Below are 20,704 nucleotides of genomic sequence, written 5' to 3'. Positions count from 1 at the left end.
AAGGTTCCATGACCGTCGATGTCGCGCTGAACGATCGTGCTGAACGGTCTCTTCACCTCGCGCGCACTCCGCTGATCGCGATGCAGCCATGGTTGGGCGTCGCTACGACACCTGTTCTCGATCGGCGCGAGCTGTTTCGCACGCGGGTAGCGAAGTCAGTCGTCCGCCACGGCTGGCCCCCGCAATGCGCCGCGGATCCCGTCGGCCAGCGTGGCGAGAATGCGTTCAAGATCTGCTGTGAGGCATGAAGGATAAATCCGGTATCCTCAATGCATCTGGCGACATGCGTGGTAATGGAGCAGCGCAAGTTGCGCGACTTGTCGCGGAGAAGGGTGGTTCTTCTCCCGAAAGCTCAAGCCGCCACTCAGACGGCCGAGCCTGGTCTTCAAAGCGTATCCTCTTCAGTCGGTCGTCGTAAGAAATTCGTCATAGGACGCCTCGACTTCCATCGTGGCATCCTCAAAACAATAGAGATTGGCACCGTTTCCAGCTTTTTCTTGCGGCCACCAATACTCGCTCTGAATCTAGTCAGTTTCTCGAAAGCTCGAGCTCCTAAGATGAGAAGCATGGACGTCCCGCGCTAACCGTTCTGATGACTGAATCGGAGGTATAGAATGGATCCGTTTAATGTCATGAAATCCGTTCCTGCAGCTGCTCCTGTCACGTCGCGCGCCAGGCCAGAACAGCTGAAAATGAACCAAGCCGATTTCGAGCAGCAGCTGAGCCAAGCCGCACTGGGGCGGGCGAGGCCAGCGGATGGCCCTCATGTTGTCCTTGCCCAGCGCGAGGCGGCAACTGGCATGGAGTCTCAGCTGTCAGATGAGAAACTAGTTGTTGTTTCGAACCGTGTGTCGACCTTCGATCCCAGCAAGCCCAAGACGGGTGGTCTTGCCGCGGCCCTTGAGCCAGTCGTTGAACGTTCCGGCGCCGTTTGGACGGGGTCCTCCGGCACGCTAAGCGAGGGCAGCGAGCGGCTAAATGATCTCAAGCGGCACGGCACGGGTCAGGTTGCAAAGATAGATCTACCGGCCGCCCACTATGATAGCTTCTACTATGGATTTGCAAACTCCACTCTGTGGCCGGCATTCCATTCGCTGACTGAACGGATGTCGCCTTCGGAGGAGGCGCATTATAAGAGCTATCGTGAGATCAACTGCTCCATGGCGCGCGCGCTCTCACGCCTTAAGAACAGAGGCGCGATTTGGGTGCATGACTATCATTTCCTTCCTCTCGGCGATGAGCTGCGCGAGCTCTCGATTCAGCAGCCGATCGGCTTTTTCTTGCATACGCCATGGCCGAGGCCTGACGTGATGGAGAAGGTTCCCCATCATCACGAGTTGATGGAATCGATGCTGGCATACGATCTTGTCGGCTTTCAAACCCGCAGCGATCTGGATAATTTCCTCTGTTGCCTACAGGCGCATCTGGGGCTGGAGAGCAAGAGCGATGCTGTTATTTCGGCTCGTGGCCTGACTCGGTGCCAAACGTTTCCGATTGGGATCGATCCGAAGCAGTTCGTTGACTACGCAGTGCAATCGCTCGCGACGCATCGTCAGGAGATCTCGTCGATGCAGGACAAACTCGATGGCACGAAGCTAGCGATCGGCGTGGATCGCCTTGACTATACTAAGGGTATCGACAATCGGATCAAAGCTCTTGATCAGGTGTTGGCCGATAAGCCGCACAGCATTTCGCTGTTGCAGATTGGGACGCCTTCGCGCGGGGACATTCCAGCATACAGTGAATATCAGAGCGATATCGACAGCCTCGTCAGCGATGTCAACCGTAAGCACGGAACGGACCAGGGCTGGAAGCCGGTGCTCTACGAGAAGGGCCACGTATCGCAGATGCAACTCGCGGGCCTCTATCGTACCGCGGAAGTTGGTCTGGTGACACCGTTGCGTGACGGCATGAACCTGGTGGCAAAAGAGTACGTTGCTGCGCAAGATCCAAACGACCCGGGTGTGCTGATTTTATCGAAGTTCGCCGGGGCGGCAGAAGACCTCAACGGAAATGAGGCACTGCACGTGGATCCGGCCTCTCCTGACGACATCGCGACTGCGATTTCGACAGCGACTGAGATGCCGCGCGAGGAACGCATCGAACGCTGGCGACCGATGATGGACAAGCTTGAGGCTTATACGATCCACGACTGGTCGAAGGACTTCCTTCGCGAGCTCGGCCACAGTCGGGTGGCGGTGCCAGCGGATCAGTTCCGATATCTCGGCTTCGGTTGGCTCAACGAGGCCGAAATGCCCAGCTACGAAACCCCGGAGGAGCTGAATGGCGCGGTGAAGCATGTACAGGATACGCGCTGGGTCTTGCCGTCCTAATGCGTGCAGACCAAGGGAGGCGGACTGAGCGACTGGTTCTCGGCACGGTGATTATGCCTCTTTGGCCGAAGACCGGCTGATGTAAGCGCGGCCCGCTTTGGCGCGAGCGTTCTCAGTTGTGAACATCCATTTGATGCGGGCGCGCGAGGCATTGTGTTGTCGCTCCCAGGCCCCACCTCGGACAGGATGCGTTGTGTCCATTGGATCCGCCGATCCAGGAAGTGGCTGCGCAGCACGCCAATCTCGATCTCGGCCATGCTCAGCCAGTTGGCATGCTTGGGGACGTAGTGGAACTGGAGCCAGCACAGGCGGCGGCGCGCCTCGGCCGAAAGGAAGGCTTGGTAAAGCGCGCCGACGGAGTGGGTGGGCATATTATCCAGCAGGGCTCGGATTCGCTCTGCCAAGTGACCGTCGGCGACGGTCGCGCATGCAGGCGGCGAAGCCGGCCGCGGCGCGGCTGTCGGTGACGTCGACCTTGCGCCAAGGGCCGGTGCGCGCGTCAAGGAAGATGAACAGACTGAAGGTGCCGTTGCGCTTGTACTCGCAATCGTAGTGCTCGAGCTGGCCGGCTTTGACCGGGATCGGTCGGAGCAACCTCGACGATGAGTTGGGGTCGGGCTTTCGTCAAAGCAGACCACCGGGCGCTTCTGATCGGGGTTTCGGCATAAAGATCGAACACATCCTCCGTGCAGGCGACGAACTCGGAATGCACCGCACGTCCTTGCGCGAGGGCTTGAGTGCGTTCAAGCCTACTTCATGAAAAATCGTGTCTCAGCGTGGGCATTGCATAAGTCGCACGCATCGCTAGACGCTTCGTCAAATCGTTCCGCTCGGACCAACGTTCTCGCCGAGGAAAAGCGGATGATGCCCTTCAAATCCAAGCGGCAAGGGCACGTGTTCTTCTTTCCTTTCCTTTCCTTTCCTTTCCTTCTATCCACGATCCGTGGCGAACCTGTTTCACGGAGGTGCCATCGTCAGGCCTTGCGAGCGCCTCAAGGCTTGAGGCATCGCTGGCCAAGGCGGGCCAAGACACCGGTCGCGCTCCTGCCAGGAGACTATGCCGTTCCCTTCTTCGTGATGCGCTCCAAGCTGGGCAACGCCTGCCCGTCAGCTTGTCATCAGCTTGTCAAAACATCATTCAAAGCAGGGCCTAAGCAGCGAGAGCTCACTGCGAAGTGGCACCCCGTTGAAGGGAAGCGAGAATGGCCGTGCATAATCAAATCAGTGACCTATCCACACGTTCTAGCCAAGCTCACGAGCCGAGCCATTCGGTGGCCAGCGACGGCTTTCAGCAGATACTTGCGGGCATGTCGGCCCGATCGGTGCCAGATACCCATGCGAGTTCGCCTCCGACGCCAACAGGGCCGTACTCGCTCCTTTCCGAGCCCCCTATCACGGAGCTTGACAGGCTTTCATTCGGCAGAAACAGGCCAAATCTCACGTCGCGGAGGAGGCTGCCGCCTGGGGAGTTGCCCGACAAAATGGGGTGCTGCGTCAGCACGCCACAGACCAGCGGTCCTCGCAATCCCAGTACATCCTCACCGGCGAGGTGGAGCACCTCTCTGTTCGAATACAGGACGGCCGAATTGCACGAGGCGAATATAAACGGCATCTGCGTCGGGTTAACTGCGGAGTGGTTCTCCATTCTCAGCAACACCCCGTCGGCCCGAATGCGTGCGCTAACACCCGGGTCACAAAGGCACGGCGCAGCGGCTGTGCGGCAGGAGCAGTATCAGGATATGAAGGATCACCTGCTAAGGAGAGGAGCAGAAGCTTCTCAGGCAGACCTTGAAGCACAAAACAGCGTGTTGCGGGAAGCAGGCTTGCAGCCATCCGGAAAAGAGAAGGTCTATGAATTCGGCGACTCTTCGAGCCTCTCGCGCATGGTGGGGAAAATCACCAACGACGGATCGAAATATTTGCTCAGTTTGTATTTCGCCGAAGGTGGCTCACACGTAATCGCAACGTCGGCGTCGAATGGAAGTACTACACTCTTCGATCCAAACCACGGAGAATTTACCGTTCAACCAGAGGAGATGGAGGGCTTGTGGCAGAGCCTCGCCGATCGTTACAGGAACCCCAACCAGCAGCATTTGACGACAATCACCACCCAAAAGGTATACTGAGCCGGGCCTGCACTCGGCGGACAACTGGCGTTCTAACAACGCCGGCAAGCTCAGCAAGAATGCGGGATCCATTCCCCCCTGTTCAGCACAGAGCGCAAGGACAGCTGGATTGATTGAGAATAGAGGTTTGGACACCTCCGAGTTAAGCTCGGAGGTGAGGTCTCGACCGCAGAGGGTTCAGTTAGAAAAACCGATCGTCAGGTTCGAAAATACCCGCCCGTCGAAATCTGGCACATAGCAAGCAATTTGCCTTGTAGCCGAGCCAAAACCGCGTTCCAAGGCGTCGAGCTGGCCCTGCTCGCAGTCTCGGCCAGACCCAAGGCAGGGCGATCGGACGTTGCATGCAACGGCGGCGTTAGCGCCAGGGGTTCACTTGCTGCTGAGAGTGCCTGTTGCCGGCGCGCATTCTTCTCACGCTTGCCAAGGGACGGCTTCTCGGTGGAAGGTGGAGTCTTCTGCGCGAGGTCCTCGCCGTTACGCGCTTGAACGTGGCGGCGAGGTTCGCATCATTCGCCATTGAAAGGATACACCGAGCCGGAGATTGCCAGCGCAACCGGCCTCAGGCCGCGTTCTGAGACGACGGCGTGATGGCGGCCTTACCCGGAACATCGGCGACGCTCGTCGACTCGGTCTCAAGCCGCGCCTTCAGGTCGTTCAAATAGTTGTCCGCATAGGATTGCGCCTCCGAGATCGTCATATCGATCCCTCTCGTCGCCGCCTCTTGCAGCACCGTCTTTGCGAGGCCCTCGCGCATCGCCAATTTGACCTGCGGCCCCGCGATACAGCCAATGGCCTGCGCGGCGACATTGAGACCTGCTTCTGCCAGCGCCTTTTTCATATTGCCTCCGGTAATAGCCGTGTGCACAATGTTCGCTGCTTGCGACTCGACCTCGAGCCCCATCGCTACCGCATCCGCTATTTCGCCCAAGCCCGGAATGAAGCCGAGTAAGCCGACTGCTGTGGCCTCCCAATCAAGTACCTTCGAGCCTACCTGGAGCACAGTATCGACCACATGCATGAGCGCTCCGCCATTCTTCTTGGCAGCTTTAATATCTGGCTGGTTGGTCATCCCTATCATCATGTCCGCGACAGCGGACGTCTCGTCGCCGGTCGTGGGGACATGGGTCTTCGTCTGCTGAACGGTACGGTTCGCAGCTGACATGTTGCCATAAAAGTGCGCGAAGTCGTTGTTGCTGATGTTGCCGGAATCGACGGTATGCCCGCCGCCGAAGTCCCAGAATTTGTGGTGGGTCTTGTAGCCCGTAATCGAATTGTTTAGCAAACCAAACAACAGCGGGTCCGAGAGCAGCTGTGACGCCGCTTGGCGTACGTTTGGATTGAGGCTCTGGTCGTCGGCCATGCTCTTCAGCTTGTCTCGTCTCAGAACGCCGCCCCCGAAAAATGCGGACTGACTTTTGTTGATCGTCTCGAGCGTGTTGAGCTCGCTCCGCGTGAGATTCATGGACGACGAAGCGACTTGCAGAAAATCCTCTTTGTGGACGAGATCAATCGCGCCGCCGTACAACTGCTTCCAGGCGTCCGGATGGTCGACGAAGTATTGAGCCGCCGCGATCACTTGGGCCGGACACTTGCCCGGGTGGGCCTTGCCATCGACGATCTGCTTGAAGTCGTCCAAACTCAGAGACTTGGGCAGGTAGTCGGAATATCGGTAGAGCTCGCGCATTGCATCATTGGCGGTCATGACCGACGGTTGTCCATTTCCCGTACCGTCGGACGAAATGTAGTTCTGCTGGTAGCTGCGCGCCTGCTTCTCCTGGAACGCAGCAACCTGCGGGTGACTGGCGGAGAACCCGGACAGATCGTTCGCGTTGATCTTGCCTCCGCAGCGGCCGTCGCCTTGGGAGCCGATCGCGTAGAAGAGCTCCGGGTCTTGCCGCAACTTGTAGAGTGCCTCCGCCAGGTCCGGTGGCGTCGAGGGGTCGTTGGCCCTATCTGCCAGCTGGTCCCAACTGAGCGGGCATTGGTCCGTGTGCCGGTTCAGCACTGCCACAATCTGCAGCTCGGCATCGGTTAGCGTGCCGCCGTTCCACGTGATCCTCGTGCTTGGCACCGGATAGGCCGGCACAGGCGGTGGAGCAGGCTCGGTCGGCTCTGATTGCTCGACGGGGGCGGGGGGGAGCGGTTGCTGCTCGAATGCCTTCTCGAATGCCTTGATCGACGCCTTCAAATGCGCCGGCATTTCGTCCATCGAATCCTGCGCCGTCTGCAAGTTTCGCTGCAGCAGATCTGGTGGCGTGGAGGAGTCTTCGGGCTTGTCCTGCGGCGAGTAAAGGGACACCGCTGATTCGAAGAGCGAAGCATCGCTTTGCCGTATATGCCCCGGCATCTGCGAGAACACTGCCGGCGAAGCCTCGGGAAGAATAAACTGAGCTTGATCTGAATTGGTGGGGCGCGAGAAGTTGTTGAGCTGCACCGTGTTTGTTTCCCCTGCGGACATAGACGGTAGAGGCGTCTTGAGATCAACGCTTTCGTAGGACTGCGACCTTTCGACAAGCTGACGAGTCCTGGAAGGTTCACGTTGAGCCACCGGCGCCACCTTGATTGTCACCGGATACGGACCTACGTGGTCCTCAATATTCTCTCGCCTCGCGCAAGCACGCACATGACCTCAACACGAGGCGGTCTATTGGACGTATGGGGGACGGCTTCCCGTCGGCGATCGCGGATACGATCATCGAGGGGACGCGCAACAATATGACCGCCGATTCCGTCGGCATTTCCACAGCCAGTGACAGGGTGTGCGGCCCGCTACGATCTAACGTCTGCTCGAGAATCCGATAACGTACGGCTGATCGGGCGTCAGGTCTGGCGGGCGGAGGCTTTGTGGAGCTTAGGTCTCAAGCCGGTTGAACTCGCGCTGTGGCAGTTCCGGCGTGGTGGACGATGTCGGGCTCTCAGCGCCGATGTTCACTGATATTGAGGTTGTCGTCGGATCCGTCTTGGCTCGTCAGCTTCTCGACAGCTACCCCCACTAGCCTACGCAATGTGGATCGCTCGTCGGCGATGCCAGCTTTCTGGAACGGAAGTGAGAAGCACCAGATGTCGGGCGCAATCGAAAGCGTGGTTCACGCGAAGGAGAGCGATAGTTCGCAATCTGCAGCTCAGCAACAAGAGCTAGAAAAAGCTTTTGGTTCGGTTCTTGGGTCGGTTGCGCTGCAGATGATGGACCGAAACATGGCGAATCTTCACGAAGCCGTAGCTGAAACAGAAGAGGACGCCTGACGCCGAATAGTTCGGCGTCAGGGAGTGTCGCACAGGTAGCGGCAGATACCAACAGAAGGTGAAACGAAATGACCAAAACAAGTGGTGTGAGCTCTCGTGGTGGTGGTCATGACCTCGATGAAAGCAAGGTCGACAATAAGTCCGCGAACGACAAGTCCAAGGACGCGGCCAGAGACTCGAGCAATGCTAGCAGGGGGTCTGCTGTGGCATCGGGCGCTGGGGCTGTGATCGATAAGGTTGGTGGCGCCGCCACTTTCGAGGCGCTCATCGCAGAGTTGAAGGCGGTTAACCAGGAGGCCATGGTTCAGGACATGCGGTTGCGTTCATTGTCGACCGAGCTCTCGAGCGAGAGGAAGGCGGCCAGCGAGCGTGTCAACGGGTAACCCCGGAAAAGCAGGGCAGTCCTTGCTCTGCTTTTCTCGTCGTCAGCGGCGATGTGACTAGTGCGGCTTCGGAGTGAATCGTACGGTGATTCCTGCGCCTGCTCCTCTTGGTTCGTGGGGATTGTCCGTGAATGAGGCCGCCTCCTTCCAGTTCGAGGTGCTATCGGGACTTTATGCTGGGCTAGGCGGAAAAGCGCCGGTTGGAACGAGTCTTATCGGTAGTGGCTTCGACGCAGATATGATCTTCGTCGAGCAAGAGCTCGAGCCGCATCACCTTCGTGTCACCCTCGTTGGCAACTCGATCGAGATCGAGGCCCTTGCAGCCATCAGCACTACGGCGGGCGAGGGGGAGGTTGCAGCAGGCGAACGCGTCGTTCATTCCCTTCCCGTCGTCGTTCATGCCGGGGCGATGTCTATTCGCTGGTCGATGCAGAATGCCGTCCAAGATCGTGCGATCGGCCTATCCCGCGCGTCGATCTCGGCGATGGCCCTCGTGTTGCTCAGCCTTGTCGCGATCGGTGCTCTCTTGCCCGTGGTCTTCAAGGCCAGCGGAGGTGCACCGGGCGCCAATGCGCCGACTGCTGCCGAGCTCGCACCCAAGCTGCGGATGAATCGCCCTAACGACAGGCATGCCCAAGACGCAGCCGAATTGTTGAAACAAGAACTTAATAAGGCGGGCCTGTTCGATATCAGGGTCGGTCCTGGGCCGGGTTTTGTCAGTGCTGAGGGAACCGTCACACCTGCAACAGTTGCGAAGTGGCAGGAGCTCGAGCAATGGTTCGATCGTCGCACAAATGGCGAGCTGACACTCGTAAACGCAGTGCTGGTCAAGGAGGACAAGCAGCCATCCGCAATCGCCCTCGAAGCTGTTTGGCGTGGAGTCCAGCCCTATCTGCTGATCGGTGGGCAGAAATATTTCGTCGGTGCCCTGTTGGCCGACGGATGGTCCGTTAGCCGAATTGAGGAGGGGCGTGTGTTGCTAAGTCGGAATGGACGTTTTGCTGTCATCCCCTACTAGACGTTCCGAGCATCGGAAGGAAACTTAGGAGAGCGTGATGTCAAAGCTGTCCCGCCACGATGTCCGGCCTGGCACTGCTTCGCAGAGACTTGATGAGGACCATCACGCACCAGGCGTCGAGCCAACCATCGACCAACTCAACGAGGTTGAGATCGACGGCCCTCGTGCAAAGGATGAGAACGAGCACGCGTCCGTTCGGAGGGAACTGAACGCGCCAGTTTTGCAGCGGGATGTGGCGATCGAAGCCATATCGGGGGCTCAAGATATTGATGCAGTCGGGCGCGTCAGTCTCAACAAGATGCGCCGCCCCATCCATGAGGTCGACTCGTCCGCAGCTCTGGCCTCGCTCTATGGCCGCGATATTGCGCATGATCTGCTCGCTTTCGTCACACCACGGCTGCGCCATCCGGACCTGCTGCGGGCAGAGCCGTACGGTAGTCTTCTGGAACGTCTCGCCCTTAAGCTCTCGACCGCGCCTGCGGATTCGATGCCGCGCGAAGGTGCGGTCGTCCTGCAGCAGGCACTGCAGTGGCTGATCCTTCTCCGCCAGAATCGGAACAGCTTGATTGAAGCCTAGCCATGGTCCATTCCGAGGGAGCGCAGCCGACAACAGAGCTTTCCAAGACCGGTAGCGTCTGGCTGACGTCCGGGCAGGAGCGGGATTTGCTCTGCGCCCTCTCCTATCTCCATCTTGCATGCGGGCAGGGGGCTCAAAGCGTAGCTCTGTTGCGGCTCATCGTCCGCAACAATTCCCAAGACGTCGATCTACTCCGGATTCTCGCCTACGCCCTCATCTCGCAGGGCCTCGGCGATGAAGCGCTGCCGATTCTGGATAGACTTGATACAGTTGATGACGCTCCGTCATCGCGCATTCCTTTGACGCTTTTGCGTAGCCATGCCTTGCGCCGGGCGGGCCGCATGGAGGAGGCGCGCGCGGTTTTCCAAAACTACGTTTCGTTGCGTGGCGGCACGGTTCTTGCCAAACAACAATCAGAAGGATTCCATGACCCGCGTCCTGCGTGACATCATTGTGCGCGCATCGACAAAGGCCGATCTCATGGTCGCGTTGATGCTGCTTCTGACGATCAGCATGATGATCATGCCGATCCCGAACATAGCAATCGATACGCTCATCGGCTTTAATCTCAGCTTGGCCATACTGCTGCTGATGGTTGCGCTCTATATCAGCACGCCGCTTGAGTTCTCGTCCTTGCCGAGCGTCATTCTGATTTCGACAATATTCCGTCTGTCGCTCACCATCTCGACAACGCGGCTGATCTTGGCGGAGGGGGATGCCGGCAGCATCATTCACACGTTCGGTGACTTCGTCATATCGGGAAATATCGTCGTCGGCATTGTCATATTCTTGGTCGTAACCATGGTGCAATTCATCGTGGTCGCCAAGGGCGCTGAACGCGTGGCGGAGGTGGCGGCGCGCTTCACGCTCGATGCTCTGCCCGGTAAGCAGATGGGGATCGACGCGGAACTGCGCAATGGCCATATCGATCAGAACGAGGCCCGCAGCCGACGCGCGACATTGGAGAGAGAAAGCCAGCTTTATGGGGCCATGGACGGCGCCATGAAATTCGTGAAGGGCGATGCCATCGCAGGGTTGGTGGTCATCTGCATCAACATGCTGGGCGGGGCGTCTATTGGGCTCTCCAAGGGCATGTCTTTCGCCGAGGCGCTGCATCAGTATACCCTTCTGACCATAGGCGATGCGCTTATTTCACAGATTCCCTCGCTCCTGCTGTCGATTACAGCCGGAACGATCATCACGCGTGTCAATGGAGTTGCCAGGCTCAATCTCGGTACCGATATCGTAAACCAGCTTACGGCCAATCCTTACGCGTTGCGACTTGCTGCCTGCGTCCTGGTTGTCATGGGGGCCATTCCGGGATTCCCGCTCCCCGTGTTTTTCGGTTTGGCCGCGGTGTTTGCGGCGGCGAGCTTTGCCGAGAGTGTGGTCCACAAGAAAAGCGCCTCTACCCCGCCGCCCGCTCAGCCTCAGAAGCAAACCGTCCCTGCGGAGGCACTTCCAATCGCGTTGTTCCTCGCGCCCGGTCTGACACAGGCAATCGACAAGGACGAATTGCAACAGCACATTGCACGCGTTTCGGGACTGGTGTCAGCGGATCTGGGCATTGCGATTCCGCGCATCCCCATTGAGATCGACGAGCGCTTGCCAGAATCACAGTTCAGGGTGGATGTCGAGGGTGTGCCGGTCGATCAGGATCTCATTGATCCAACGCAGCTGGCGCTCAATGACGATTTGGCCAACATCGAACTGAGTGGCATTCCGTTCCGGCATGACCCGGAGACGGATAAAATATGGATCGACAAAAGCAATGCACCGGCTCTCACGGCAGCCGGCATTGGGCACCGCCGTCCCGTTGAGATTCTGGCTTTGCGCGTGCATTCGGCTTTGACCCGCTATGCACAGTGCTTGGTCGGTATCCAGGAGACGCGCCAATTGCTGGCCCGAATGGAGGCCGAATATTCCGATCTGGTGAAGGAGGTTTTACGTACCACCCCCATCCCAAAGGTAGCCGACGTTCTGCGGCGTTTGTTGGAGGAGGGAATTCCGATCCGAAATACCCGTCTGGTCTTGGAAGCATTGGCCGAATGGGGTGGACGAGAACAAAACACCGTCTTACTCACGGAACATGTTCGCTCCGGTTTGAAGCGGCAGATCTGCCACCGCTATGCCAACCCTCATCGCGTCGTGCCCGTCTTTATCATCGAGCGTCAAACTGAGGAGATCGTGCGCAACGCGGTGCGCGAGACTGCCAAAGGACCCTACCTGGTGTTGTCTGAGGAGCAAAGCGAAGCGCTGCTGTCAAAAATGCGTCAGATCAACTCGAACAGAGTGCCGGGTCAGACCCATCCCGTTATCCTGACTTCGATGGATGTCCGACGCTTTGTCCGCGGGTTTCTCGCCCGCAATGGGATCGAGCTTGCTGTTCTCTCCTATCAGGACCTTGCGACGGACTTCACGATCCATCCCGTTGGATCGATCACGCTGACAGTCCACGAAGGACAAGGCTCCGTCGGAGCAAGTTCGTAACATGCTCGCTACAGCCGATTCACCGGCTCAGCGCTCGATCTGAGAAGGACCGCATGAAGTCACGTCAGAACATAGTCCCAACGCAGTCGCGTTCATTTTGTCCGCTCTCGTGCTCGGTTCTCCTCGCCATTCTGGGGCTCGGGGGCTGTGCCAGCTGGGATAGACCTGCTCTCCAAGTGCAGGAGGCGCCCTCGCCAAAATTGCTTGGCGCCAAGGATATCGATCCCGCTATGCGCGAACGTATCGAACGCGCGATCGGTCGGAATTCTGACTAGAGGCCCGGCGCGGCGCGCTGAGGCAGGCAACGCGAATGTCGCTTACTGGAGGTCGTCTCGATCCTAAAGCGCCCGATGGGGCGCTTGAGGTGCTCGTGAATGTCTTGCCCGTGTCTCCAGGCGACGCACGCGCCGAACACGAAAACTTATCCACGGGTGATGGGCAAGTGTGAGGCTCAAGCACAATATCGACAAGCACTCGCGGCAACACAAGCGAACTGGCTGTTGCCTTGCAAATTGACTTGTCGGTGAGTCTCGAAAGACAACAGGTGGGCGCTCGGACTTCGACCCACTTGCCATCAAAGAGGCCGAACGGGTTTGGCGCCATCAGCTACGACAAGGGCCATCATGAATGGGCGACGAGCCGTTGGCCATGCCAGGACCTGAACTCTGCGCTGCCGAGCTTTTCGGCTTCTCGAAAGCCGGCGCGTAGCACGATAGTCTCGATGTCTACGCGGCAATGCCCCGCCAAGTTCGTCAGCTTGTGGTCAGCTCACCGCGTTAGCTAACATGTCCGGCTTACCTAGCTTCGTCGCATATCCAAGGGAGCCAGCGAGTAGCATGTGTTCTCGCCACACTTGCACAGCTTATACGAGCGATGGATGGAGAGGCACGGTCCATACCGGTGCCGTCATCTCGCCAGCCGCATGCCGCCGCACTCAACAGAGCGCCGGGCCTGAGTGTTCCGATCTCACGAGTCATCCAGAACTCATCGACTGGTCACAGGTCACGCGTCGCATTGTCCGGCCCCGCAAGTGTGGCGTCCGATGCGTCGGTCTCAGCAGGAACGAGTAGATCGAGTGCGCTCCTGCGAAGATCGGAGCAGCGCATTGACGCCCGACATTGGAGAGTTTGCATGAGGGATATCACCGGTCGAGGAAGGTCGCGAGGAACTAGAGCCGACAATCGCAGAGAACTCGATGAGCCTCACGCTGAAGCAGGCCGTGGTCCTGAAGAAGGCGGACAATCGTTCGGCTCTGTGCTTGCGCGAATGCACCCTGGGCCGCACGATTTGGATGCTTCCTCTCCTCCTCTCAATGTCGACGATCGTAGCGCCCAAGGCAGCCATGGTAGGAGCTCCGACGTCTCGTACAGGCCTCATACTGGCGCACAACATCGGGATGAAACCTCGTCGCGTTTCGGCGGCGAAGCGTGCCGCAGCGATCAAGCATTCAGAGGATCGCGAACTGACGCTCTCCCCCCGCACGGGCGATCGATGTCAGGCCGGGAAGCTGGATCAGGAAGGGAGAGTCGAGACGATTGCGCCGCTCAAGCGCGGTATCCTGCAAGTTCCGAACGGCCCTATAGATCTTATCGTGAGGCCCTAGCTCAAGGCGGAGGCTCATCGCATTCTCGGTTGCCCCGTGAACTTGCGCCGGGAGGCTTGCAACCAGACGCGCTCCCGCGACGCCCCCAATCCGCGCGCGACGTCGGATCTAGACCAGGAGGGCAGCACATCCACGATGTCGAGGCGCAAAGCAGCCGTGGTGTAAGCTTTGAACGGCTCCATGGGCGAGATCGTGACGTGCGGCAGCGGGAGCGCGATGTGTTGCGTTCTCGTGATGAATTCCGGCGCTACGGCCAGGAGGCCGGACATTCGCAAATAGAACCGATGCCGCCGCACCGGCAATCCGCGCCTGACCTTGATCAAAGACCAGGAAAGCGTCGCCTCGACGATGCCGCCACGCAGAGTATTCAGAGTGCGATGTCGGGGCGATCCGAGAGGGTCTCAAATGCACTGAATGCAGCGCTAAGGGACATCGATCGCGCCCGCGACATCCGTGAATTCTCAGCTCCAGTGGTCAAGCATGCCAAGCAGCTGCGGATGCCAGCCCAGGCGACATTCTTGCAAAAGGCTGCGGCTGATTTCCAGGGTCGATTTGTGCCGCGCCTGGAGGAAAATATCCGCTCAGGGAAATCCTGGAACTACGCCACGGTTTGTAACGAGGTGAGCCGGGAGGCTGGCGGTCAGGAAGGTGTGAAAGCTTGTAAGGCCCTGGCGGCACGGGTGTCGCAGCTCGATAACGCGCTCATGAGGGACGCCGAAGGCCGAGCTCTTTCGCTCCTCGCATCATCGTTCGGACGGCACCCACGGGCAGCGGAATGCCGCCATGGAACAATCAGGATCGCCGAATTTTGCTGTGATGAAAGCAGGCTGCTTGAGGAGCTGAACAGCCAAAGCCTGTCTTTGCTCGTGAATGGTTTCAGCAAATGGCCGGAAGAGGTGGCATGCCGCCAAGCCACACTCAGCGTCGCTGGCGAGGTCGTCAGGCGTCCCGGCCAGCTCTCCTATACCCCCCTGGGACTAGCGAACCTCGTGAACGGTTTCAGCAAATGGCCGGACCAGGTGGCAACCCGCCGAGCCACGGTTACGATTGCCGGTGAGGTGTGTCGCCGCGCTCCCCGGTTATCTGACTTTCCGGCGCAGCAGCTGGCGAACCTCGTGAACGGGTTCAGCAAGTGGCCAGAAAGGCCGGAGTGTCGCGACGCCACCCTCGCGATCGCGGCAGAAATCTGTTGCCGCGCCGCCCGCCACGACGACGTCCGGCTCTCCAATTTTGCTCACCAGGAGCTAGCGAACCTTTTGAACGGTTTCAGTAAGTGGCCGGAACAGGCGGAGTGTCGGCATGCGGCGACCGCGATCGCTCTTGAGGTCCGTTGCCGCGCCGACCGCGGCGATATCCGGCTTTCTCAATTTGCTCAACAGGAGCTGGCGAGTTTAGTGAACGGTTTCAGCAAATGGCTGGAACAGCCGGAGGCCCACCAAGCCACGATCGCGATCGCCCGTGAGGCGTTTGGCCGTAGTAACGGGGTCGATAGTTTTACTCCGCAGGAGCTGGCAACCTCGGCGAATGGTTTCTGCAAGTGGCCGGAGAATGCCTATACGCACCAAGCCATTGTCGCGATCGCCGGTGAGGTCCGTCGCCGCGCGGACCGTCTGTCTGGTTTCGATAGCCAGGCCTTGGCGAACCTGGCGAACGGTTTCAGCAAATACCCAGAACAGGTGGACGCGCGGCAAGCCACAGTTGCGATTGCTGGTGAGATCCTTGGCCGCGCCGACCGTCTCTTTCATTTCACTCACCAGCATCTGGCAAACCTTGCGAACGGCTTCAGTAAGTGTCCGGAGGATACGGGCTGTGGCGACGCTATCGTCGTGATAGCGCGTGAGGTCGTTAGCCGTGCCAACCAGCTCTATCGCTTTACTCACCAGGACCTGTCGACCCTGGTGAACGGGTTTAGCAAATGGCCGGAGGCGACAGACACGCGCCAGGCCATACTTGTTATCGCGGCTGAAGTCGTTGGGCGGCCGCTTTTCGAACTTGCTGAGCTGGACCTGAGACATCTGGTGAACGGTTTCAGCAAGTGGCCGGAAGAGACGGAAACGGGTCGAGCCGTAGCCGCGATCGCTGGTGAGGTCCGGCGCCGCTCGGGCCGCCTCGGTGATTTCACCAGCCGAGGCTTGGCAAACCTGGTCAACGGCTTCAGCAAGTGGCCGGAAGGGGCGGATTGTCGCGAGGCAACGCTCGCGATAGCGAGTGAAGTCCTTCGGCGCCAGCTTTCTGATTTTGCGCCGCAAGACCTCGCAAACCTAGTGAACGGTTTCTGCAAGTGGCCGGATGCTGCGCAGACGGGCAAAGCCATAGTCGGTATCGCCGGCGAGCTCCTTCGTCGCGCCGATCGCCTCTCTGCTTTTACGAGCCAGGGATTGGCAAACCTGTTGAACGGCTTCAGCAAGTGGGGTGATGAGGCTGCCTGCCGCCAGGTGGTCGTCGACATCGCGCGCGGACTCGGCAAAGGAGGCCGCCGCTTTGGTTCGTTCACGACGCCTGAGCTCAGAATGGTCGCCAATGCCCTGGGACGCGGTGTCGTGGACGGAGCGAGCAGTGATGATGATGCAATGACCGCTCTGCTGAAAGATCGCCTACACCAGCTGGCCCATTACCTGCACTATGCTCCTGATCGGCTGGAGCACACCGGTGTTCAAGGCATCACGCTCATTTTCAAGGCACTGGCGAAGGCCCGCCTGTTCGGAGACGTTGGTTTACTGGCGCCGGTAGGGTTGGGTCGGCTCGCAGAGTTGGTTCGTGCCCCTGATTTTGACACCGAGAACCTCGAAACCATAGGCAATCTCTCCATCGCTCTACTTCCTCTGGCGCGCGGCTCGCAAAAGGAATTACGCCCGCACCGGAGGCCAGCTCTCTATTTGCTGAACGATATCCAGCCTGTCGTGGAGCGCAAGATCGAGGCTCATCTCAAAGCAAGCGAGGCCGAGCGTACCCGTGGGCCTTTCGCGAGCCGCCGCCCGGCCTTGTCGATCTATCAAGTCCTAAAAGCCCGTGCCCTCCTCGAGACATTGTTTCAGCGCCCCTACGTCGAGGGCAAGAAGCCCGATTTGAAGGTGAGGCAGCAAGAGCTGCAGAGGGGGACCAAGGAGATTCTGGCCAGCACGCGCGACCTCATCCAAGCCGATCTTTCCAACATGAGCTGGAATCTGATCGCGCAGATCGAGGTGGACAATCCGGTCGATGCGCTGGATTCGTTCATGGCGCAGGATGCGGCGACAATCCAGGCGCAACATCCTGCATCGGTATTCGACGTGTATCAAGTGTTGCGCGACATGGACCACGAGCCCCGCTCGCCGCAAGGGAATGCGGGACTGATGCAGTTGCCGGTGGTTGACCTGCAGGGACGGCCAGTGGCCACAGACCCCGAGATTCGCTACTCGACTTTTCACCGCCTGACGTCGGGAGCGATAGAGGTGGTCGCGGTGCAGCTGCCCGGAAAGCCGAGCGCCTTCATGCTGGCACGTACGTTGACGTACAAGGGGGTGCCATACCGCATGGACCTGTTCGGCGGCAGCAAGTTAAAACCGCCGAAACCAACCCTGTCGCAAGTTGCGGCTCGCCTTCCAAGCGAACGGCCAGCCGGGTCCTCCGGCGGGAAGCTCTTGGCCATTCCCTATGCCGAAACCGCTCCGGGGACCTCGTTCGAGAAGTTATTGCGCGCCTGGGCGCCCTTCAAGGAAGCCTATTGGTATACTCAGCGCAGGGGCTTTGCGGCGCCCCCGTCGGTCAAAGGTCTGGGCCCTCACGACTACGCACTGGAGGGCACCTTCAAGCTGTTGCTGGCGCCAGACCGCGCGACCAACGAGGCGCATCCCTTCAAACTGATAGGAGCGGAAGGCCCCATTGCTTTGCGACCGCATGACGGCTGTGGCTTCATCAAGGCCTCGCTCGCTGAGCGTATGCCAGCGGTTCGCCGGGCCGGCCCCCAGGAAGGTCCCGATCGGATGCCGGCCTTTGGTGAGGCAAGGAGATCGTCTGTGCCGGCCTCGGCGTTGCAACACTATTCGCGCAGCGAGCAGGTCGCGGAAGAGGCCGGTGACAAGGTCTGGAATTGGCTTGAGAGCCGAAAAGTGCTGACGTCCGACGACTTGTTTCGCGCCGTGACGGCCGGACACTTGGATGGTCTTGGCGCTGTCGCCGTCCCATCCGATGATGGCTGTCTTCATGTGCCGACACTCAAAAGCGACACATTGACGGGAACGAGCGGCGTGCTGATCGGGCGGGCGCCCTATGACAAGCCCAACCTGCGCCCGCTCGCACCCCAACGAGTCAAGTCGGCAGTCGATGGCGATCCGACCGCGGCATTCCTCGATCGATGCGTGGCCGTACAATACAGTTTCAGTGTCGCCCAGAAATCGCGGGAGGAGCTGGCAGCGGATGACCCAAGCTTCTTTGCCAAAGGCATTCTGATCGTGGTGCCGGATGCGATGTGGCCGGCCGACTACGCCGACCGTGGACTGGTGCTGTCTGCCGAGGACGTCAAGTGCCATTCGAGCTGGACCGAGCGCAAGGACCGCGCAAAGAACGACACGCCGGTCGACTGCGTCGGCATCCTGCAGGTGACCGAGGTGTTCGCTCCGGGGTCGTTGGTTGCCGTCCCGATCGGCGAGCAGAAAAAGCTCGACGGCGACTTTGACGGGGATACCGTGGTTATCATCGGCGACCGGCCGCAGCTTTATGAGCATGTTCGCCAGCTCGATGAGACGGAGCAAGCTCGCGGCGTTCGCTCCCTCAAGCCGCCAAAGTCCTATACTCCGGCGATTGAGGGCAACAATTACCAATTCAGTCGTGCCAGCCAGATCCTTGCTGCCACGCTGGAAGTCCTGGAAATATACAGCGCTCTGCAGCGAAATTTTTTGGCGCAGTCCCACGAAGCACGACGCTGGTTTGCCGAGCGCGCCATCTTCGGTACGTACGAGGGTGTCCACCACGAGCTCAGGCGAGAGATCGGCCACCTGTTGAACCAAGAACAGGTACATGGCCCCGATATCCAGGAAACACTCGAACGGGCGAAGCGCGAGCTTGAAATTGCAGAGCATCCAGTTGCCCGTGAAGCGGCCGAGTTGCTTGTCGCCGACCTCGATGCCTGGGCTGCGAAGACGGATGAGCACGTCCTTTCGGATCCAAGTGAAAGCCTGGCCAAAGTAAGCCCAACTGTCAGTCCAGCGCTCTGCGAGCTTTTCCCGGAGCTGGCAGAGGCCTATCCGGCAACTGCTCAGCCGCGCGACCGGATCCAAGTCTTGCTCGATTACTACCCTGCCCGCATCGATCCGCGTCCGGATGGGTACATTGCGGGTGACCTCGTGCAAAGCGCAAGCAACCTCCTGAGCCTCGGCATCAAGGTCGGAACGGATGGCTATAAATCCGATACCGGCGTCCGGCTTTTCATGAAGAAAAGCCAAGAGCTTGGGCGGCTCTTACATCAGACGCCAGGCCTCAAATTCGTCCCCTTCAGCAAGAGCATGGCGGCGACCCTTAGCCAGGGCAGGTTCGATGTCGATGCGACGTTGGACAATCTGAAGGAGAATCCTACGCTGGCGGCTTCAGTGATGGATGCCTCGATTCGTGTCGCTGCGCAGAAGAAGATTATACCGAAACCGTCTAGCCGACGCGTCGTCGCCGAGGATGCCGGGATGGCGGTCACCCTTACCCCCGAAGACGCCTTAGCGCGCGCCAGAATTGAGGCTGCCCGTGCCAAAGCCGAAGAGGAGACAATCACCGCAGCGGCGATCTCGGTTGCTGAGACCCTCAGACAAGCGGGCATCCACGTGAACATGCCGCACCTCGATCGCCGCCTCCGATCAGAGGGATCGATGACAGACCAGCTCACTGGCATGAGTGTGACCTCCGAGGGCTCCGCACAGCTGATCAGCAACGCCGTACGCCACGTCTTCGAAGTGTCTGATGGGGATTTTGCGAGGGCGTTCAAGAAAGCGATGCTGAGTTTCGACGAACAAGGCTACGCCGAAATCCGTACCACCAATTGGTTCAGAATGCGCAATCCGACCTTTGTGGGCATCAAGGCTGTGCTCGCCACCCCGAAAGACTACCGCTTCGAAGTGGAGTTTCACACGCCAGCCAGCTACAACGTCAAGATTGCCAATCACGATACCTACAAATCGGACGCTCAGTTGCGGCACCAGGAGAGCGGAGACGCTCTTGAGCGGCTCAAGGAGAATCTGGCGCAGCGCGCGCGAGAGCGCTGCAAGGAGGTGGTGGTCCCCGACGGAGCCAAGGACATCCCACACTGGGAGATCGAAGCGGATCATAGCGGCGGCGCCGGTGCGGCCTTTGGGTTGCAAGCTGCCGAGACAGGAAGCCACGAAGACGAAGAGATTGTGGCGGGGCTTGGCCAGCGGCCGATCGTGCTCGTCGGCATGCCTGGCGCGGGAAAATCCAGCATTGGCCGGCGTCTCGCGAAGCGGCTGCGGATGAAGTTCGTCGACTCCGACGACGCGATCAGAGCGCTGGCCGGGATGTCGATAAGCAAACTCTGCCAGATTCATGGCGAGCAGCATTTCAAGGATCTTGAGGCGAGGGTGATCGCGGGTGCGCTCAAGCAAGGGCCGGCGGTGATCGCGACCGGCTCCGATGCGTTCGTCCATGATGGGACCCGTAGCCTCGTCCATGAGAGCGCGGTCTCAATTTGGCTCAAGGCCGACGCGGGCGTGATAATGCGGCGCAACAAGGGCCGGTCCGGCCGCCGGCTGTCGCAGGCCGCCGAGTCGGAGGCGACCGTCATGCGATTGGTCAGTGAGCGAGAGCCGGTCTATCAAACTGCCGATCTTACGATCAACTCAGGCGATGGCTCGCATAAATATCAGGTGGATGAATGCGTGGCGGTGCTGCATGGCCATCTTCGGCGCGAGCGGGAATCGGCTCGGAATATCGCCGCCTAGGGTGGAATCGGCAC

14 protein-coding genes are annotated in these 20,704 nt (G+C 59.4%); 11 read left to right on the top strand and 3 right to left on the bottom strand.

What is annotated here, in order from left to right; genetic code table 11:
• Positions 1-8: 8 nt before the first annotated feature.
• A complete protein-coding gene (locus tag JJE66_RS36430) occupies positions 9-248 on the top strand; it encodes a hypothetical protein (RefSeq protein ID WP_200496053.1) in 240 nt (79 codons plus the stop codon).
• A 366-nt stretch (positions 249-614) separates the two neighbouring features.
• Positions 615-2,333 carry a trehalose-6-phosphate synthase gene (locus JJE66_RS36425; protein ID WP_200520607.1) on the top strand — a complete coding sequence of 573 codons (1,719 nt, stop codon included), beginning with the start codon at positions 615-617 and terminating at the stop codon, positions 2,331-2,333.
• Here JJE66_RS36425 and JJE66_RS39065 read toward each other — a convergent pair.
• Both JJE66_RS39065 and JJE66_RS39060 read right to left on the bottom strand, forming a co-directional pair.
• Entirely contained in the window at positions 2,330-2,704 is a 375-nt protein-coding gene (locus JJE66_RS39065; RefSeq protein ID WP_409362869.1) for a hypothetical protein, read from the bottom strand. The two genes, JJE66_RS36425 and JJE66_RS39065, sit on opposite strands and share 4 nt — an antisense overlap.
• A gap of 1 nt (position 2,705) precedes the next feature.
• Positions 2,706-2,927 carry a hypothetical protein gene (locus JJE66_RS39060; RefSeq protein ID WP_200496051.1) on the bottom strand — a complete coding sequence of 74 codons (222 nt, stop codon included), beginning with the start codon at positions 2,925-2,927 and terminating at the stop codon, positions 2,706-2,708.
• Between the two features lie 608 nt (positions 2,928-3,535).
• Here JJE66_RS39060 and JJE66_RS36415 point away from each other — a divergent pair.
• Positions 3,536-4,459 carry a YopT-type cysteine protease domain-containing protein gene (locus tag JJE66_RS36415; RefSeq protein WP_311980277.1) on the top strand — a complete coding sequence of 308 codons (924 nt, stop codon included), beginning with the start codon at positions 3,536-3,538 and terminating at the stop codon, positions 4,457-4,459.
• A gap of 559 nt (positions 4,460-5,018) precedes the next feature.
• Here JJE66_RS36415 and JJE66_RS36410 read toward each other — a convergent pair.
• Positions 5,019-6,893, bottom strand: a complete 1,875-nt coding sequence (locus JJE66_RS36410) for an HrpF/NolX family T3SS translocon protein (RefSeq protein WP_409362868.1) — start codon at positions 6,891-6,893, stop codon at positions 5,019-5,021.
• 626 nt (positions 6,894-7,519) lie between these two features.
• On the opposite strand from JJE66_RS36410, the gene JJE66_RS36405 reads away from it, so the two are divergent.
• From JJE66_RS36405 to JJE66_RS36370, 8 genes are all read left to right on the top strand, one after another.
• Positions 7,520-7,702 (top strand): hypothetical protein, encoded by a 183-nt coding sequence (locus JJE66_RS36405; protein ID WP_200298444.1) that lies wholly within the window; start codon positions 7,520-7,522, stop codon positions 7,700-7,702.
• A 68-nt stretch (positions 7,703-7,770) separates the two neighbouring features.
• Entirely contained in the window at positions 7,771-8,085 is a 315-nt protein-coding gene (locus JJE66_RS37800) for a hypothetical protein (protein WP_210350148.1), read from the top strand.
• Between the two features lie 127 nt (positions 8,086-8,212).
• Positions 8,213-9,103 carry a hypothetical protein gene (locus JJE66_RS36395; RefSeq protein ID WP_200520606.1) on the top strand — a complete coding sequence of 297 codons (891 nt, stop codon included), beginning with the start codon at positions 8,213-8,215 and terminating at the stop codon, positions 9,101-9,103.
• A 37-nt stretch (positions 9,104-9,140) separates the two neighbouring features.
• Positions 9,141-9,680, top strand: coding sequence for a hypothetical protein (locus JJE66_RS36390; RefSeq protein ID WP_200520605.1), 540 nt, complete (start codon positions 9,141-9,143; stop codon positions 9,678-9,680).
• Between the two features lie 2 nt (positions 9,681-9,682).
• Entirely contained in the window at positions 9,683-10,126 is a 444-nt protein-coding gene (locus JJE66_RS36385) for a M48 family metallopeptidase (RefSeq protein WP_200520604.1), read from the top strand.
• Positions 10,107-12,170: a type III secretion system export apparatus subunit SctV gene (gene sctV, locus JJE66_RS36380; protein WP_200520603.1), complete on the top strand. Its 2,064-nt coding sequence runs from the start codon at positions 10,107-10,109 to the stop codon at positions 12,168-12,170. Before JJE66_RS36385 ends, sctV begins: the two co-directional genes overlap by 20 nt.
• 1,195 nt (positions 12,171-13,365) lie before the next feature.
• Complete coding sequence (locus JJE66_RS36375; RefSeq protein WP_200500463.1) at positions 13,366-13,773, top strand: hypothetical protein; 408 nt, start codon at positions 13,366-13,368, stop codon at positions 13,771-13,773.
• A gap of 197 nt (positions 13,774-13,970) precedes the next feature.
• Positions 13,971-20,690 carry a shikimate kinase gene (locus JJE66_RS36370; RefSeq protein WP_311980273.1) on the top strand — a complete coding sequence of 2,240 codons (6,720 nt, stop codon included), beginning with the start codon at positions 13,971-13,973 and terminating at the stop codon, positions 20,688-20,690.
• Positions 20,691-20,704 lie beyond the last annotated feature (14 nt).

Origin of the sequence: Bradyrhizobium diazoefficiens, from assembly GCF_016612535.1 — a bacterium.
Taxonomy (GTDB): domain Bacteria; phylum Pseudomonadota; class Alphaproteobacteria; order Rhizobiales; family Xanthobacteraceae; genus Bradyrhizobium; species Bradyrhizobium diazoefficiens_C.
Note: the sequence above shows the minus strand (reverse complement) of the source record. Positions and strands in the feature narration are given on the sequence as shown.

Coding starts and splice junctions, on each gene's coding strand:
- JJE66_RS36430 (WP_200496053.1), top strand. CDS start 9: ATGACCGTCGATGTCGCGCTGAACGATCGTGCTGAACGGTCTCTTCAC.
- JJE66_RS36425 (WP_200520607.1), top strand. CDS start 615: ATGGATCCGTTTAATGTCATGAAATCCGTTCCTGCAGCTGCTCCTGTC.
- JJE66_RS39065 (WP_409362869.1), bottom strand. CDS start 2,704: ATGCCCACCCACTCCGTCGGCGCGCTTTACCAAGCCTTCCTTTCGGCC.
- JJE66_RS36415 (WP_311980277.1), top strand. CDS start 3,536: ATGGCCGTGCATAATCAAATCAGTGACCTATCCACACGTTCTAGCCAA.
- JJE66_RS36405 (WP_200298444.1), top strand. CDS start 7,520: ATGTCGGGCGCAATCGAAAGCGTGGTTCACGCGAAGGAGAGCGATAGT.
- JJE66_RS37800 (WP_210350148.1), top strand. CDS start 7,771: ATGACCAAAACAAGTGGTGTGAGCTCTCGTGGTGGTGGTCATGACCTC.
- JJE66_RS36390 (WP_200520605.1), top strand. CDS start 9,141: ATGTCAAAGCTGTCCCGCCACGATGTCCGGCCTGGCACTGCTTCGCAG.
- JJE66_RS36385 (WP_200520604.1), top strand. CDS start 9,683: ATGGTCCATTCCGAGGGAGCGCAGCCGACAACAGAGCTTTCCAAGACC.
- sctV (WP_200520603.1), top strand. CDS start 10,107: ATGACCCGCGTCCTGCGTGACATCATTGTGCGCGCATCGACAAAGGCC.
- JJE66_RS36375 (WP_200500463.1), top strand. CDS start 13,366: ATGAGCCTCACGCTGAAGCAGGCCGTGGTCCTGAAGAAGGCGGACAAT.